The organism is Mesorhizobium loti CJ3sym (assembly GCF_000472785.1).
GTDB classification, from domain to species: domain Bacteria; phylum Pseudomonadota; class Alphaproteobacteria; order Rhizobiales; family Rhizobiaceae; genus Mesorhizobium; species Mesorhizobium loti_E.
Genome location: NZ_AXAL01000021.1, coordinates 88845 through 104663, shown reverse-complemented (window position 1 = coordinate 104663; position 15819 = coordinate 88845). Strand labels below are relative to the sequence as shown.

Below are 15819 nucleotides of genomic sequence, written 5' to 3'. Positions count from 1 at the left end.
TGCGGATACGCCCGCGCTGGTCGGCGCGTCGAAGGGCGCGAATTGCCGGCCTGACTAGCAGATCGGTGTCGAGACGACAATGGGATATAAAGAAATCTTTATCCCTGCATGTCTCTCAGGCATGCTGGGGGCACGTCGGAGATCAGCATTCCTCGCCGAAGCGGGAGGCGACAAGCTGCTCCAGCGCGTCCATGACCTCGAGCGCCTCCGGCCCGCTGGCGGTGACGCGGATCGAGTAGCCCGGGCTGGCGGCAAGCATCATAAGGCCCATGATCGACGTGCCGCCGACCTTGACGCCGTCCTTCTCGACATGGACCTCAGCGTTGAAGCCGCTGGCGAGCTGGACGAATTTGGCCGAGGCGCGCGCGTGCAGGCCGCGCTGGTTGACGATCGGAAATTCCCGGGTGATCGGATCTTTGGCGATCTGGTCTTTTTCCGGGGATAGCGCGTTCATTTGCTGCTCAGAAGCTGGCTGGCGACGTTGATGTACTTGCGGCCGGCGGCCTGCGCCTCGTCGAGAGCGGCGGCCATGTTGTCGCCCTTGCGGATCGAGGACAGCTTGATCAGCATCGGCAGGTTCATGCCGGCGATCACCTCGGTGCGGCCGGACTCCATCACCGAGATGGCGAGGTTCGATGGCGTGCCGCCGAACATGTCGGTCAGCACGATGACACCAGTCCCCGTATCGACACGGGCCACGGCGTCGACGATGTCGCGGCGCCGCTGCTCCATATCGTCATCGGCACCGATCGCCACGGTTTCGAAATTGTCTTGTGGCCCGACGACATGTTCGACGGCATGTCGGAACTCGGTGGCCAGTTGACCGTGCGTTACAAGCACGAGTCCGATCATTCTTTGGTGGCTCCCGTCATCGCCGCTTCACAGGCGTATTTTATGCTCGCCAACCATTCCAGGCGGCGGGAGCGCTATCTTGTCGACGCGCGGCCCGTTGACAAGCCCAAAATTGCGCCGGCCCATGCCATTTTGACGCATTGCAGCAAAAAATCTGGGGCGGATCATAGAAAAGGCGGGATCGACAGCCGTGCCATCATGGCCGGCAAGGCAGCTTGGACATTGCGCTCGGCCAGATCGATCCTCGGCACCGCGCAGCCGGCGATGTCGTCGCTGGCGTCCTCCTGGAAGCGTGCGATTTCACCGGCCGGCAGCAGGCGCACATGCAGGTCGATGACGCAGGCCGGTTCGAACGGCAGCTTCCGTGGCCCGAGCCCCGGCACTTCGGCGAGACCTTCTATCGTAGCGGGAGCGCGGCACACCAGGCGCCCGGCATGCGCCTCGACGAAAAGCTGATCGTCGCTGACCAGCCGCGAAAACAATCCGCGCTGGCGTCCATGGTCGATGAGCGTCAGCGCCAGCGTCGTCTTGCCTGAACCGGACGCCCCGCTGATGAGAATGCCGCGCTCGCCGATGAGGATCGCCGTTGCATGAATGTTTTCAGGCTGCACGATCGGGCCGGTCATCTCTGGGGATCGTGTATCGCGAAGCCGGCCTCATGCCCTTTGGATAAAGCATGATCCTATCCGCAAACCGGTTTCCACTTTGCGGGATCATGCTTCGGCCGGCAGTGTCACGACAAAGCGCGCGCCCTTGATCTCGCCGGGCTTGGTGCCGGGGATATTTTCGGCGGTCAGCGTGCCGCCATGGGCCTCGACGATCTGCCTGGAGATCGACAGGCCAAGGCCCGAATTCTGACCGAACGCCTCGCCGGCCGGCCGGTCGGTATAAAAGCGTTCGAAGATGCGGTCGATGCTGTCGGCGCGGATGCCGGGACCATTGTCGTCGATGGTCAGGATGTTGAACTTGCCGGCCCGCGCCAGCGACAGGCTGATGTGGCCGTGGTCCTCAGGAACGAAGGAGCGGGCGTTCTCTATCAAATTGGTAACAACCTGGCCGATGCGCAGATCATGGCCGACGACGATATAGCCTTTGACGCCTTGCGGCAGCTTGGCGACCTTGAGTTCGATCTCGACCGCCTTCTTGTTGCGCGTCGCCTCACGCGACACGGCGACAAGATCGGTGATGAATTTCTTCAGGTCGACCGTGCCTGCATCCTCCCGCGCGAGCTCGGCGTCGAGCCGGGAGGCGTCGGAAATGTCGGTGATGAGGCGGTCCAGCCGTTTGACGTCGTGCTGGATGATCTCCATCAACCGGCTGCGCGAATTGTCGTTCTTGGCCAGCGGCAGGGTTTCCACCGCACTGCGCAACGATGTCAGCGGGTTCTTCAACTCATGGGAAACATCGGCGGCGAAGCTTTCGATAGCCTCGATACGGGCGTAGAGCGCGTTGGTCATGTCGCGCACCGCGACCGAGAGATTGCCGATCTCGTCCTGGCGGTCGGAAAAGTCGGGGATCTCCTCGCGGCTCTTGACGCCGCGCCTGACCCGCACCGCCGCAGCGGAGAGCCGGCGCAGCGGGTTGGCGATGGTAGAGGCGAGCAGCATCGACAGGATGGCGGTGACGAGGGCCGCGATGCCGAAGACGCGCAGGATCGCCTTGCGCTCGGCGGCAACGATCTTGTCGATGTCGCCGCCTTCCGTCGACAGCATCAAAACGCCGAGGACGGCGCGGAAGCGCTGGATTGGCACCGCCACCGAAACGATCTGCTCGCCCTGTTCCGAGACGCGCACGATGGTCGACGGGCTGCCGGTCAGCGCCTTGACCACTTCCGGGAAGGCAGCACCATTGCCGCCTGGCTGCTCGTGATAGACCGGCAGGTCGGTGTTGCGGAAGAAGTCGAAGATGAACTTCTGCACGCGCTCGACAAGGTCGGGCTCTTCCTCGTCGACCGGCGGCAGGTCGTAGCGCAGGATCTGGCCGCGCGAATAGAGGTGGCGCGAATCGAGCAGCAGATTGGCGTCGCGGTCATAGATGCGGGCGCGCGTGCGCGTCGGCGAGATCAGCCGCCGCAGCACCGGCGCGACACGTTCGGGGTTGATCGGAAAATCCAGATTGTCGAGCTGGTCCGAGCCTGGTCCGAGGCTTTCGCCGGCCTGCAGCTCAAGCAGTTTTTCCGGATCGATGCTGATCGAATCGGTCTCCACCGTCGCCGAGGCCGCGATCGCGCCGGCGATGATCTCGCCCTGCGTCATCAGGCTTTCGACGCGGGCGTCGATCAGCCCGTCGCGGAAGGTGTTGAGATAGAGGATGCCGGTGACCAGGACGGCCAGTCCAGCGAGGTTGAGGAAGAGGATGCGGCGCGTCAAGCTGGAAAAGATGTGGTGGCCGAGGAAGCGGCGCATCGGCACCGTGAACTTCGACACGAAGGACGGCATGATGCGCGACGGCCGCCTGGCGGCGCCCGTCGGCCTGCTTCGCTGTGCTTCCACTGCCATCGAATAGCAGTCCCTGCTTAGTCTTCGGTTTGACGCATATCGCAGCTCCTGGCTCGGGGCCGCTTTTGCTCGACATACATCAAATTACGCTTCGCGGAACCGATATCCGACTCCGTAAAGAGTTTCGATCATCTCGAAGTCATCGTCGACAGCCTTGAACTTCTTGCGCAGTCGCTTGATGTGGCTGTCGATCGTGCGATCATCGACATAGACCTGCTCATCATAAGCCGAATCCATCAGCGCATCACGGCTTTTTACGACACCGGGACGTTGCGCCAGCGAATGCAGGATCAGGAATTCGGTGACGGTTAGCGTCACCGGTTCGCCCTTCCAGGTGCAGGTGTGGCGCTCCTGGTCCATGACAAGCTGACCGCGTTCGAGCGAGCGGGCCTGTTGGCTGGGTGTCTTGGCGGCTGCCTCGCGGGCACTGGCCCGGCGCAGCACCGCACGCACCCGCTCGACCAGCAGGCGCTGCGAGAACGGTTTGCGGATGAAATCGTCGGCGCCCATCTTGAGGCCGAACAATTCATCGATCTCGTCGTCCTTGGAGGTCAGGAAGATCACCGGCAGGTCGGACTTCTGGCGCATCCGGCGCAAAAGCTCCATGCCGTCCATGCGCGGCATCTTGATGTCGAGAATGGCAAGATTCGGCGGACGTGCCGCCAGGCCTTCCAGCGCGGACGCCCCATCCGTGTAGGTCTCGACGCGATACCCCTCGGATTCCAGGGCTATCGACACAGACGTCAGAATGTTGCGGTCGTCATCGACAAGCGCGATTGTTGCCATTTCAAGCGGCTCCCTCATGAGCTGTCCCTTCTTTCGTAGAGAAGGGGCTTTTGCAGGACAAATTAGGTACAAAATGTGGCATAGGCCTTGTCCGCTGTCACGCGCGGGGTGCCGCCGGCCACAATTCAACCTCGACATGGATTGGACGAACGAACATCGCCAATCCTTTGGGCAACCGTGAAACTTTTCGCATATATAAACGATTTAAACAACTTTCAAAATATTTAAATCGATTAATGATTTGATATCATTTGGCTTTTCTGGTTCTGACCAAGTTAGCCTGCGTAGTGGGCGTGCCGGAAACGCGCCGGCAAAGATGCGGAAAATCGAAGAAGGGACACCAATGTCGGAAGTCGGCAAACGCAATCCTGCTTGCCCGATCGATCGTATCGGCCTGAAAACCACCGGTGTGGTGCGCTACAATTTCGGCGCGGCTGCCCTTTACGAGGAGGCGATCCGGCGTGGCGAAGCCCGACTGACCGCGCATGGCGCGCTGGTGGCCGAGACCGGCCAGCACACCGGCCGCTCGCCCAAGGACAAGTTCGTCGTCCGCGACGGTGCCACCGAGCCACATGTCTGGTGGGACAACAACAAGGCGATTTCGCCGGCCCAGTTCGAGACGCTGTTCGCCGATTTCCTTACCCACGCCGCGGACAAGGATCTCTACGTGCAGGACCTGGTCGGCGGCGCCGACGCCGATCTGAAGCTACCCACGCGCGTAATCACCGAATTTGCCTGGCATTCGCTGTTCATCCGCAACCTGCTCATCCGTCCCGACAACGCTGAACTCGAGCAGTTCGTGGCTGAGATGACGATCATCGACCTGCCGTCCTTCCGCGCCGATCCGGCCCGCCACGGCAGCCGCACCGAGACGGTGATCGCCGTCGATCTCACCCGCAAGATCGTGCTGATCGGCGGAACCTCCTACGCCGGCGAGATGAAGAAGTCGGTGTTCACCATGCTCAACTATCTCCTGCCGGAAAAGGGCGTGATGCCGATGCATTGCTCGGCCAATGAGGGGCCGGCAGGTGACGCCGCCATCTTCTTCGGCCTTTCGGGAACGGGCAAGACCACGCTGTCGGCCGACCCGTCGCGCACGCTGATCGGCGATGACGAGCATGGCTGGGGCCCGCACGGCATCTTCAATTTCGAGGGCGGTTGCTACGCCAAGACGATCAAGCTGTCGGCCGAAGCCGAGCCGGAGATCTTCGCCACCACGCAGCGCTTCGGCACGGTGCTGGAAAATGTCGTGCTCGACGCCGACGGCGTGCCGGATTTCAACGACGGCCGCCTCACCGAAAACACGCGCTGCGCCTACCCGCTCGACTTCATCCCCAACGCCTCGAAGACCGGGCGCGCCAGTCATCCCAGGAACATCATCATGCTGACCGCCGATGCCTTCGGCGTGATGCCGCCGATTGCACGGCTGACCCCGGCGCAGGCGATGTATCATTTCCTGTCGGGTTACACGGCCAAGGTTGCCGGCACCGAAAAGGGCGTCACCGAGCCCGAGGCGACGTTCTCGACCTGCTTCGGCGCCCCATTCATGCCGCGCCACCCCTCGGAATACGGCAATCTGTTGCGCGAGATCATCGCACTGCATGGCGCCGATTGCTGGCTGGTCAACACCGGCTGGACCGGCGGCACCTACGGCACCGGCAAACGCATGCCGATCAAGGCGACACGCGCCTTGCTTGCCGCAGCCCTCGACGGCTCGCTGAAGACGGGCGCCTTCCGCCGCGACGCCAACTTCGGCTTCGAAGTGCCGGTGGCCGTGCCTGGCGTCGACAGCGCCATTCTCGACCCGCGCTCGACCTGGGTCGACAAGGCAGCCTATGACCGCCAGGCGGCAAGGCTGGTCGGCATGTTCGCCGTTAATTTCGAGAAGTTCGAGCCGCATGTCGATGCAACCGTAATGGGTGCGGCGCCCCGTATGCAGGAAGCGGCGGAGTAGTCGCCAGCTCGTCTGGCATCATTGCTGCTCGGTACCAGTGAAGGCCCGATTTCGATCGGGCCTTTTCTTTTTCACGGCGCCGCGCCATGACTGCGCCATGCCGATCGACGACGACATCATCATATCTGGCGAAGCCGTGATCCACCCGGGCGACCTGCACGAGGATTTCATCCGCTCGTCGGGTCCCGGCGGTCAGAACGTCAACAAGGTGGCGACCGCCGTGCAGCTGCGCTTCGACGCAGCCAACGCAGCCGGCCTGTCGGAACGTGTGCGCGAGCGCACGATCAAGCTTGCCGGCCAACGCGCCACCAAGGACGGCGTCATCGTCATCGAGGCCGGACGCTTTCGCACCCAGGAGCAGAACCGGGCCGACGCCCGGGCAAGGCTCACGGCGCTGGTCGCCAAGGCCGCCGAGCCGCCGCCGCCGCAGCGCAAGAAGACGCGGCCCTCGAAAGGCGCGGTGGAGCGGCGGCTGAAGAGCAAAGCCGGACGCGGCACGATCAAGAAATTGCGGCGCCGGGTGGATAACGATTAAGCGTCACACCAACGCGTGTATAAAGCGACTTTCCATTTCGCGCCGCGCATCCGAAAGGACGCGCGGCGTTTTCGATTTTACCAGCTGCGCTTCAGCGAAGCCGTGATGTTGCGGCCCTGACCCATGTAGCAATAGCCGCTGTTGCAAACCGTGGCGCGCTCGTCGGCGATGTTGCGGACGGCGAAGGCGGCGCTGACACCTTCATATTTATTGTCGATGGCGCCGAAATCATAGGATGCCGAGGCATCGAGATAGGCCGCGGCATCATTCTTGGCGGTGTTTGACGTGTCGGTATAGGTGGCGCTCTGCAGTCGCACGCCGGCTCCGACCGATAGGCCTGGGGCGACACTGCCCTCGTCGAACTTGTAGTTGGCCCAGAGGCTCGCGACATGCTCGGGCGTGACGGCCGGAACCTTGCCTATCTCCGCGACCGCGCCGTCAGTGATCTCGGCATGGTTGTAATTGTAGGCCGCGATCACATCCAGCCCGTCCATGATGGCCGCGCGCCTCGAGTTCAAAGCCGTTGCTGGTGACTTCGCCCAGAGCGCGGGTAGGTGCCCGTGTTGGCGTTGACGACGACCGGCTTGTTCTTCTCGACGAGATGATAGGCGACCGCCGACAGCGGGATGTCGGTTCCTGGTGGCTGGTATTTGACCCCCAGTTCGAATTGCGCGCCGTTCGTCGGCTGAAGAATGTCGCCTGACTCGGATCGGTTCGTGACCGGCTCGAACGAGGTCGCATAACTCGCGAAGGGCGCAACACCATTGTCGAACAGATAGAGGGCGCCGGCCTGGACGCTGAAGGCGTTCTTGTTCAAGCCCTCGGAACTGCCGTCACCGTATTCACGCGTCTGCTCGACCCATGTCTGGCGTCCGCCAAGCGTGAAGCGCCATTTGTCCAATTCGACCTCATCCAGCGCATAAGCGCCGGTCTGGTGCAAATCGGCGTCGGAGGTCGTGACATTGTAGTCCGGCGTCGGGCCGGAAACACCATAGGTCGGATTGGAGATGTCGAAATCATAGGCAGGATTGACGGGACCTGCCCCGTAGCCGAAGGACGAGGTCAGGTTGGTATAGTCGAGGCCGAGAAGCAAAGTGTGGGCGAGCGCACCGGTATCGAACTTGGCCTCGACCTGGTTGTCGGCCTGGAACACGTTCATTTCGTCGCGGATCGAATTCGCATAACGATGCGCGACAGTGCCGGTCCAACTGGCGATCGCTAGATAGCGCGACCTCAGGTCGAGGTGTGAATATCGAACATTCTGGCGCAACGTGATGCCGTCGCCGAAATCGTGTTCGAACTTGTAGCCAATCTGCTGCTGCCGGATTTTCTGATAGTCATAGTCCGGATCGCTTGAGCGCAAGGCGTGGACCTTTCCCGACGGATCGGTGATCGCGGCGACACTGGTATCCGTCTCGTCAGCCTGCACCAGCCCGTAGATGGTGAAGGAGGTCGCGGCATCGGGATTCCAGGTCAGCGATGGCTGCAGGAAATAGCGATCGTCGGCGATGTCGAAATTGGTGTCGCCGTTTCGCGCCAGGCCGACGATCCGGTAGAGGAACTCGTCGCTGCCCTGCGTGACCGGGCCGCCGAAATCGAAGGCCGCCTGTGCCCTGTCCTTCGTGCCATAGAGCAACTCGACTTCGTGGATCCTGTCCTCAGTCGGCAGCTTCGGCACCTTGTTGACGATGCCGGCCGGCGTTCCCGCACCGTAAAGCACCGACACCGGTCCTTTGATGACCTCGACGCGTTCGAGCGAATAGGGGTCGGTGCGGAACGTGCCATAATTGATGTAGGGCTGGCGCAGGCCGTCCTTGTAGTCGCCGAGCGTGGTGGCGTCGTAGCCCCTGATATAGATTTGGTCGAAGCGCGGATCGCAGCCATAGGCGCCGGTGCTAACGCCCGCCGAATAGCGCACCGCCTCGATGATGTCTTGCGCGCCGCGCTCCTCAAGCTCCTTGCGTGTCACCACCGAGACCGAGCGCGGCGTTTCGATGAGCGGCGTATCCGTCTTGGTCGCACCGGCGCTGCGCTTGGCAGCCACCGTCTTGTCGTCATCCCGGGAATTGTCCCGACCGGCCTTGCCGTCGACCCTGATCGGTTCGAGCGTGCCATCTTGTGTCTGGGTGCCGGTTTGCTGCGCAAGTGCTGGATGAGCGCCAAGCAGCGTCGCGAGACACGTCGTACCGAGCAATCCCCGGCCCCAGACCCTGCCACCCCTGATCATGTTAAACTCTCGATGAAACGTCACGTCGATATGCCTCGCTCTTTGCCATTCGCCGCCGAAGGCCTCTCCCGCTCGCCGGCATCCAAATTATTGATTTAAAAACTCAAGTTCAAAACTTGACTATGGAACTCATATTTATCCGTCAACCGCATTTCGCGAAGCCGGGGCGCGAATTCACCGCCCATCTCGGCATCTGCAATTGCGGTGAGATCGGTGACGGCTTTCGGGTCGCCGTTTTCTTTCGATGGTGGCATCTTGCGGGTCCCAACCATCTCAAGGTGCGCCAATCCATGCTCGTTCTACCCAAGGGCGTCCGCCACATGCCGGCCTATCTGTCCCGCCCTGTTCAGGAGGCACTGGTCGAGGCGGTCAGAGGCATCGTCCAGCAGGCGCCGCTGTTCGTGCCCGCCATGCCGCGCACCGGCAAAGAGATGAGCGTGCGCATGACCAATTGCGGCCCGCTCGGCTGGGTCACCGACAAGGAACGCGGCTACCGCTACCAGCCGACGCATCCGCTGACCGGAGAGCCATGGCCGCCGATCCCCGACGGCCTGCTCGATCTGTGGCGACAGGTGTCGGGCTATCCGAACCCGCCGCAGGCCTGCCTGATCAATTTCTACACGGCTGAAGCAAAGATGGGCCTGCACCAGGACCGCGACGAGGCCGACTTCTCGGCACCCGTCGTCTCCGTCTCGCTGGGTGACGATTGCCTGTTCAGGGTCGGCCATACGACGCGCGAGGGCGGCACCAAGTCGTTCAAGCTGAAGAGTGGCGACGTCGTCGTGCTCGGCGGCGAGGGCCGTCTCGCCTTTCATGGCGTCGACCGAATCTACCCGTCGACCTCGGCACTGCTCAAGAACGGCGGCAGGATCAATCTGACTCTGCGGCGGGTGACCCAGCCGGACGAGGGCTCAGCATAAGCCGATCTTAACGCGCGTCCCTTATCAAGGCTGTCAGGGTCCTGGAAAACTGCGCGATGACACCGGTCAATCAAACTGTCCGCGATCGATCCGATTTGCGTTTCGCGGCACTTGTGCTGTGCACCGGAATTCTGATCGGGCTGCGCTACCATCTTGCCCTGTGGACCTTCGACGAGCATGGTTTCTCGGAGCTAAGCGACCGGCTGCCCTATTGGGATTTCACCAATCTGTGGGCAGGCGGGCGCATGGCGCTCGACGGCCATGCGGCCTGGCTGTTCGACGTGGACATTTATCGCGCGGCCTTGCGGCGGATGTTCTCGCCCGATCTTCCCAATCAGGAATGGAGCTACCCGCCCAGCATCCTCATCTTCGGCGCGCCGCTTGCGCTGCTGCCGATTTTCTCGGCCTATTTCATCTGGACCTTCGGCACTGTCTTCTGCCTGTGGCTGGCGGTGCGGCCATTGAAAATGGGCATGCTTGCGCAAGCGGCCATCCTTGTGTGCCCGGCCGTCTTCATCAACGCCATCTTCGGTCAGAACGGCGCCTTGACCACCGCCTTCCTCATCGGCGGACTGGCCGTAGCACCTAGGCGGCCGATCCTGGCCGGGCTGCTGTTCGGCTTGCTGACGGTCAAGCCGCATCTGGGTATTCTGGTCCCGTTCTGCCTGCTGGCCAGCGGCAATTGGCGCGCCATCGTTGCGGCCGCCCTGTCATCGGCGGCGCTCTTCATCCTGACGGGCGCCTCGCTCGGCTTCGACGTCTGGCAGCTGTTCTGGACCGAAACCCGCCCCTTGATGACGGCGATACTGGAGGCACCCTATCCGCAGCCCTACCAGGCCAACGCCGCAACCATGTTCTTCCTGGCGCGCGCAAGCGGGGCGGGGCTGACGGTCGCCTATGCCATGCAGGCCGTTGCGACGATCGCAGCCATCGCCGCTGCCATCTGGGTCTGGCTACCCTGGCGGCAGGTGCAGCATGGCGAAAGAGTGGTTCTCACCGCCGTGCTGGCAACCGTTGCGACGCCTTATGGCTACAGCTACGACACGGTCGGTCTTGCCGTTGCCGTCGCCTACCTGTTTTCGACGCGCGCCAACATGCCCAGGCTCTTCCTGGCGCTGGTCTGGCTCTACCCGGCCATCGCCCATCTGGTGAACGGGGTGGGGCTTGGTATCGGTGTCCTGGTGCCGTTGTCGCTGTCGGCATGGATGCTTGCCGAGATCAGGGCCCGTGAACGCAGGGACGTTGTTTTGGGCGCAGCGGATAGCCAGGCATCCTAGCCCCGGAGCCACGCGGTACTCAGCGCAGCGGCGAAAATGTCGCAGAGATCAGTTGGAAGGGCAGCGCGCCATAGGCCGCGACCGCCGCCGCATCGTCCCATTGCCGGAATTGCCGGGAGGGTCGCGCCTCCAGCGTCAAGGCATGCCTTTGCCCATCAAGCGTCACCTTGCCGCGAAAATGCAGCACCCGTTCCCTGCCGGACCGGCTGATGGCCATGGCGCGCAGGCGCGCGACATGGTGGTCATCGGCATTGATCTCCATCTCGATGCGGCGCCGGACTGGTGGAACACTGATCCTGACCGTGATGTCCAGCATCATCTCTCCCGCCGTTGGCGGGCAGGGTATGATTTGGGAGAGCACCGATGGCGATGGTGCTTCCAGGGGTTCGCGACGGGCTGGCCTGCCGCGCCAGGCTTTGGCTGACGGCTCCTGCCGCAACCGGCCGCTCTTGCGCCGCAGCCGCAACTGCTTGGCAAGGCCGCGCGACAACCAGACCAGCCTGCCGAAATCGGTCCGTGGCTTGGCCTGCAGCACGGCCGACCACCGCGAAAGGCCGGTGCGGTCGGCCATATCCAGCACGCGCGCCAGCACCCTGTCCGGCACCGCAACGCCTGTTTCAAGTGCAAGGTAAGAGAGCGCCACCGCTGCGGCCACGGCAAGGCCGCGCCTGGCGACAACATCGAGGAACACGTCCCAGTCGACATCGCCGCCGCGGATAGCCACGGCGCAATCGACCAGCCAGTCGCTATGCGTGTGGGCGTCGAGCCCGCCATGCGCGATGGCAAGCGCGATGCGGTCGGCGGGCGACGGCACCAGCACGCTGACGCCGCTGAACTCGGCGCTATCGGCCCGTTGCCATATGGCCAGGTCGTCTTCCTCGCTTCGCTGCGAACCGTCATAGGCGAGCTGGTGCAGGTCGATGTCGCCAAGATTGCCCTTGAAGAAATTCATCGAGCGCAGTGAAGCCAGTCTTGTCCTCAGATATTGCGGGCTGACCCCGGTGGCGATCTGCCAGTCGCCGTCGCGCAGCACGTCGAAGGCCGTTTGCATGTCCTGCGGCCGCACCAATATGTCGATGTCATGCGCCACCCGGCCGCGCTGCGCCGAGGCGTTCAAGGCAATGCGGCTGGCGCCCTTGATCAGCATCACCTGGCATCCCGCATCGGCCATCGCCTTCAGCGCCGGTTCTGCTTCCCGCATCGCCATCCGCGATTTGGTCCACAGCATCTTCTGCAGGCCGACGAGACGCGGATAGGCGGAATGGCCGGCCAGCTTCCTGCCGAACCTGTCGGAGATCGCGGCCAGCAGCCGGTGCTCCCGAAACGGGACGAGATCGATATCGTTCTCGTCCAGCCAGCGGCCGGCGCAAGCGGCAGCGGCGTCCTCGTCGGGAAGAAGTGCTGCCTTGAGCAACTGGTCGAGCCCCCCCGTCGGCCAGGACCAGCCGTAATCCGGGAAGCGTCGCTCGATGCGGCGAATATCAGCCATCAGCCTGAGCCGGCCTTGTTGCGCGCCCGGCGCAGCATGGCGAGCCGCGCCACTTCGAGATAGCCGCGGTCGCGGGCCGCATCGCGTCCATAGGACAGGCTGCCCGGCCGGATGCGGCGCAGCGCCAAGGCCTCCTCCAGCATGTCGAGAGCAAGGCCCGCCTCGCGCGCCCGGGCGATCCAGTCGATCATTTCGCCACGGCCGCCCGGTGGATCGACGATTGGTCCAACGGTCTCGGCGACCGCGCGGCGGATCATCATGGTGGTGCGTGACCAGCCGGGCACGGAAGTAGCCTCGGGCGCGTCGGGCTGGTCGTTGCGAAAATTCCGCCAATGACAGAAAACCCCCGCTGTCGCGGGATATCTCTCAAGATGCGCCAGCTGTCTATCGATCTTGTCCGGCAGCCAGAGGTCGTCCGCGTCGAGCGTCGCAATGAGCGGCGTGGACAGCGCGGCGATGCCTCGGGTCGTGGCGCTGCCAGGCCCGGCATTCTCCTGCCGCAACAAGCGTACCGGCAGGTCCGTATCGCCGATCGCCGACGCAAGATCGTCGGTCGAACCATCATCGACGATCACCACCAGGTCCGGGCGAACCGTCTGGGCGGCGATCGATCGCAGCGTCTCGGCGATGGTGCCGCTGGCGTTGAAGGCCGGAATGATGACGCCGTATCCACTCATCACATGAACTGCCAGTCAGCGAGATCCTTGAGTTCGAAGATGCCTTCGATCCGCCGCAAGGTCGGATCTGCCTTGCGGCGGGTCATCGACTTGTAGATGGCGCGCAGGAATTCACGGGACTGAACCTCGGTTTGTCGAGTCATGTTACCGGGATGGCGTCTGTAATAGAGGGCCACGGTCTCGAGCATAACGTATCTTGGCCCGCTTTCAAAAGTGCGCAGCAGGTAGTCGGTGTCCTCTGCCTGATTGAAGGCTTCATCGAAGACACCGATACGCTCGACAAGCCGGCGCGTGAAGATCGCCGCCGACAAATGGATGCCGCGAACCGTGATGCTGCGGCTGTCAGCGGCAGGCTCCAGGCGCTCATCGTCGATCTTGTCGACCAGCATCATCCTTGAATAGGTAAGATCCAGCTCGGGATCGTCGCGGAAAAGTTGGATATCGGCCGCAAAGCGTCCAACTGGCGAAATATCGTCCGAATCCAGAAAGGAGACCAGTTCCGTTTCTGGCCCAAGCAGTCTCAGCCCTGTGTTGCGCGTCCGGGTCACACCCATGTTGGGTTGTTGAAACAGGCGGATGCAGGGGTTCTCACGCATTATCGAGCGCACCGCTTCGGCCGATCCGTCGGTCGAGCCGTCATCGATGACGATGATGTCGAGATCGGCGGCGTCGCGCTGCCTGAGCAGCGAGCGCAGGGCCGGGCCGACAAGGGCCTCACGGTTGTGGACGGGCATGATCACGCTCAGCCTCCACGACCGTTCCAGATCTGCGGAATCTGATCCGATTGCGCCCGGCATTACGTCGTCGGCCAGTCATTTAGGGGGCTCTTCATCTCGAAAATACCTGGAATCTCGCGCAGCGACGGATCAGCCTTGCGCCGCCGAATCGACTTGTGGATTGCGCGCAAATGATTGCGGACCCTATCGCCGTGTTCCCTGGTTACATTCCCCGCGTGGCGCCGGTAGTAGATCGCGACGGTGTCCAACAACTCGTAGTTAGGACCTCTTTCGAAAACCCGCAGCAGATAGTCGGTGTCCTCGGACTGCTCGAACTCCTCGTCGAATTGACCCGTTCGCTCGACAAGTCTCCTGCGAAACATGGCCGTGCTCAGCGAAATTCCCCGAAGCGTGACGATGCGGCTGTCAACTGTAGGCTCCAGCCGCTCGTCGTCAATCCGGTCAGCCAGGGTCATCAGTGAATAGGTCAACTCCAGGCTGGGGGTGGCGCGGAAATGTGCAAGATCCGTCTTGAAGCGCTCGGCCAGGGAGATGTCGTCCGAATCCAGGAAGGACACGAACTCGGCGTCCGCCGGCAGCTGCCTCAGCCCGGCATTGCGTGTCTTGGCAACGCCCATATTCTCTTGCCGGAACAGGCGGATGCAGGGGTTCTCAACCATCATCGAGCGCACGGCCTCCGCCGAACCATCGGTTGAACCGTCATCGATGACGATGATGTCGAGATCGGCGGCATCGCTCTGGCGCACAAGCGAGCGCAAGGCCGAAACGACATAGCGTTCGCGGTTGTAGACAGGCATGATCACGCTCAACTTCACGAGGCAACCCGCGTTAGAAAATCCGCAATAGTGCCGGCGATCTCCTCGGGATGCGTTCCCAAGGACAGACGGTAGCTTGGCAACAGCCGGGTGAGATCGCTGAAGAAACGGAAACCGCTTTCGCGCTCCCCCGGCATCTGCATGATACCCGACGGCGCCAGTGCTATCATGGCGTCTCGACGCGACACTGGCACGATCGAACTCGTCTCGCCACCGCCGATATGTGGCACCACCAGCGCAACAATGTCCAGCGCTGCCGGCACCGGCCGGGGCGCGATGTCAGCAATGTGAAACGTGTGCTTGCCTTGCCAGTTCAAGGGGCTCTCGATCTTCAGTCGCTGCTTCAGGCCCAGCCGGGCGAAACCTCGCGGATCCTGTTTCAGCGTTGAAAACAAGGGTCGCGCCGTCACGCCGCCGGCAAGATCGATCAGCACATAGTCGTCGCCGACGCTGTCCAGCCCGTTGAGCAGACCGGCGGCGACGGTGCCGGATTTGCCGGCGCCGCCCGCACCGGCGAGCAGCATGCCCTTGCCGTTGGCACCGAGCGTGCCGGCATGGGTCAGCCGCATGCTACGCGCCGCATATTCCCAATGCAGGAAGGCCCGCAGCGGCGCTGTCGGTTCCCAGGGCGGAAAGGCATCGGCCGAGGCCATCAGTTGCACGCCAGTGCGACGTTGCGGATCGTAGACCTGCCAGAAATCCAGATCGTGAAAATAGTGGCCACGCAGCCCGGCCTCGGCGAGCCGTTCGGCAAAGCCGTGTTCGGTGAAATGCGCGTCGCCCCATCGCGCCGGCTCGGGGATGCCGGCGATGCCGGGATGGACGATGAAGATACGGCATGCCAGCGATTCCCGCTGGTCTTGCGCGGCCTCCGCGAAAGCATGACCAAACGCATCCGCAAGCACCCCTGGACCGACATGAGCGGTCAGTTCCAGTCGGGGCAGATGGACCTTACGCGTGGCCGGATAATCCTTAGCCACACTTTCGGCGGTGGTGATGAGATACCGGGCGTAATCCGGCAAGGTTTCGAGCGTGACGCGCGGCATCCTGCG

At 62.8% G+C, this 15819-nt stretch carries 15 protein-coding genes and 1 pseudogene; 4 read left to right on the top strand and 12 right to left on the bottom strand.

Features of this window, described 5'->3' with window-relative positions; all coding sequences use genetic code 11:
* Window positions 1–142 precede the first annotated feature (142 nt).
* The 5 genes from A3A9_RS0126200 to A3A9_RS0126180 form a co-directional block, all read right to left on the bottom strand.
* The gene (locus tag A3A9_RS0126200; protein WP_027061293.1) at window positions 143–454 is read right to left on the bottom strand and encodes an HPr family phosphocarrier protein; all 312 of its coding nucleotides are present in this window, start codon (window positions 452–454) and stop codon (window positions 143–145) included.
* Window positions 451–852: a PTS sugar transporter subunit IIA gene (locus tag A3A9_RS0126195; RefSeq protein WP_027032585.1), complete on the bottom strand. Its 402-nt coding sequence runs from the start codon at window positions 850–852 to the stop codon at window positions 451–453. The genes A3A9_RS0126200 and A3A9_RS0126195 overlap by 4 nt, the downstream gene beginning before the upstream one ends.
* Before the next feature lie 164 nt (window positions 853–1016).
* Window positions 1017–1478 (bottom strand): HPr kinase/phosphorylase, encoded by a 462-nt coding sequence (locus tag A3A9_RS0126190; RefSeq protein WP_027061292.1) that lies wholly within the window; start codon window positions 1476–1478, stop codon window positions 1017–1019.
* Between the two features lie 87 nt (window positions 1479–1565).
* Entirely contained in the window at window positions 1566–3350 is a 1785-nt protein-coding gene (locus tag A3A9_RS0126185; protein ID WP_027061291.1) for a sensor histidine kinase, read from the bottom strand.
* Window positions 3351–3434: 84 nt separating this feature from the next.
* Entirely contained in the window at window positions 3435–4136 is a 702-nt protein-coding gene (locus A3A9_RS0126180; protein ID WP_013528337.1) for a response regulator transcription factor, read from the bottom strand.
* 343 nt (window positions 4137–4479) lie between these two features.
* On the opposite strand from A3A9_RS0126180, the gene A3A9_RS0126175 reads away from it, so the two are divergent.
* Window positions 4480–6090, top strand: coding sequence for a phosphoenolpyruvate carboxykinase (locus A3A9_RS0126175; protein ID WP_027061290.1), 1611 nt, complete (start codon window positions 4480–4482; stop codon window positions 6088–6090).
* Window positions 6091–6187: 97 nt separating this feature from the next.
* Complete coding sequence (arfB, locus tag A3A9_RS0126170; RefSeq protein WP_027061289.1) at window positions 6188–6625, top strand: alternative ribosome rescue aminoacyl-tRNA hydrolase ArfB; 438 nt, start codon at window positions 6188–6190, stop codon at window positions 6623–6625.
* Window positions 6626–6702: 77 nt separating this feature from the next.
* On the opposite strand, the pseudogene A3A9_RS41330 reads toward arfB, so the two are convergent.
* Window positions 6703–8852 (bottom strand): annotated as a pseudogene (locus A3A9_RS41330) (TonB-dependent siderophore receptor).
* 95 nt (window positions 8853–8947) lie between these two features.
* The gene (locus tag A3A9_RS44270; protein ID WP_152536181.1) at window positions 8948–9139 is read right to left on the bottom strand and encodes a hypothetical protein; all 192 of its coding nucleotides are present in this window, start codon (window positions 9137–9139) and stop codon (window positions 8948–8950) included.
* A gap of 3 nt (window positions 9140–9142) precedes the next feature.
* On the opposite strand from A3A9_RS44270, the gene A3A9_RS0126160 reads away from it, so the two are divergent.
* Window positions 9143–9772: an alpha-ketoglutarate-dependent dioxygenase AlkB family protein gene (locus A3A9_RS0126160; RefSeq protein ID WP_027061288.1), complete on the top strand. Its 630-nt coding sequence runs from the start codon at window positions 9143–9145 to the stop codon at window positions 9770–9772.
* A 56-nt stretch (window positions 9773–9828) separates the two neighbouring features.
* Entirely contained in the window at window positions 9829–11049 is a 1221-nt protein-coding gene (locus A3A9_RS39500) for a glycosyltransferase family 87 protein (protein WP_051371167.1), read from the top strand.
* Window positions 11050–11068: 19 nt separating this feature from the next.
* Here the strand turns inward: A3A9_RS39500 and A3A9_RS0126150 are convergent, their stop codons facing one another.
* The 5 genes from A3A9_RS0126150 to A3A9_RS0126130 form a co-directional block, all read right to left on the bottom strand.
* Window positions 11069–12538 carry a nucleotidyltransferase family protein gene (locus tag A3A9_RS0126150; RefSeq protein WP_033838799.1) on the bottom strand — a complete coding sequence of 490 codons (1470 nt, stop codon included), beginning with the start codon at window positions 12536–12538 and terminating at the stop codon, window positions 11069–11071.
* The gene (locus A3A9_RS0126145; RefSeq protein WP_027061326.1) at window positions 12538–13215 is read right to left on the bottom strand and encodes a glycosyltransferase family 2 protein; all 678 of its coding nucleotides are present in this window, start codon (window positions 13213–13215) and stop codon (window positions 12538–12540) included. Before A3A9_RS0126145 ends, A3A9_RS0126150 begins: the two co-directional genes overlap by 1 nt.
* Window positions 13215–13949 (bottom strand): glycosyltransferase, encoded by a 735-nt coding sequence (locus A3A9_RS0126140; RefSeq protein WP_027061286.1) that lies wholly within the window; start codon window positions 13947–13949, stop codon window positions 13215–13217. The genes A3A9_RS0126145 and A3A9_RS0126140 overlap by 1 nt, the downstream gene beginning before the upstream one ends.
* Before the next feature lie 62 nt (window positions 13950–14011).
* Window positions 14012–14767, bottom strand: a complete 756-nt coding sequence (locus A3A9_RS0126135; RefSeq protein WP_027061285.1) for a glycosyltransferase family 2 protein — start codon at window positions 14765–14767, stop codon at window positions 14012–14014.
* Window positions 14764–15813, bottom strand: coding sequence for a hypothetical protein (locus tag A3A9_RS0126130; RefSeq protein ID WP_027061284.1), 1050 nt, complete (start codon window positions 15811–15813; stop codon window positions 14764–14766). Before A3A9_RS0126130 ends, A3A9_RS0126135 begins: the two co-directional genes overlap by 4 nt.
* Between the last annotated feature and the right edge of the window lie 6 nt (window positions 15814–15819).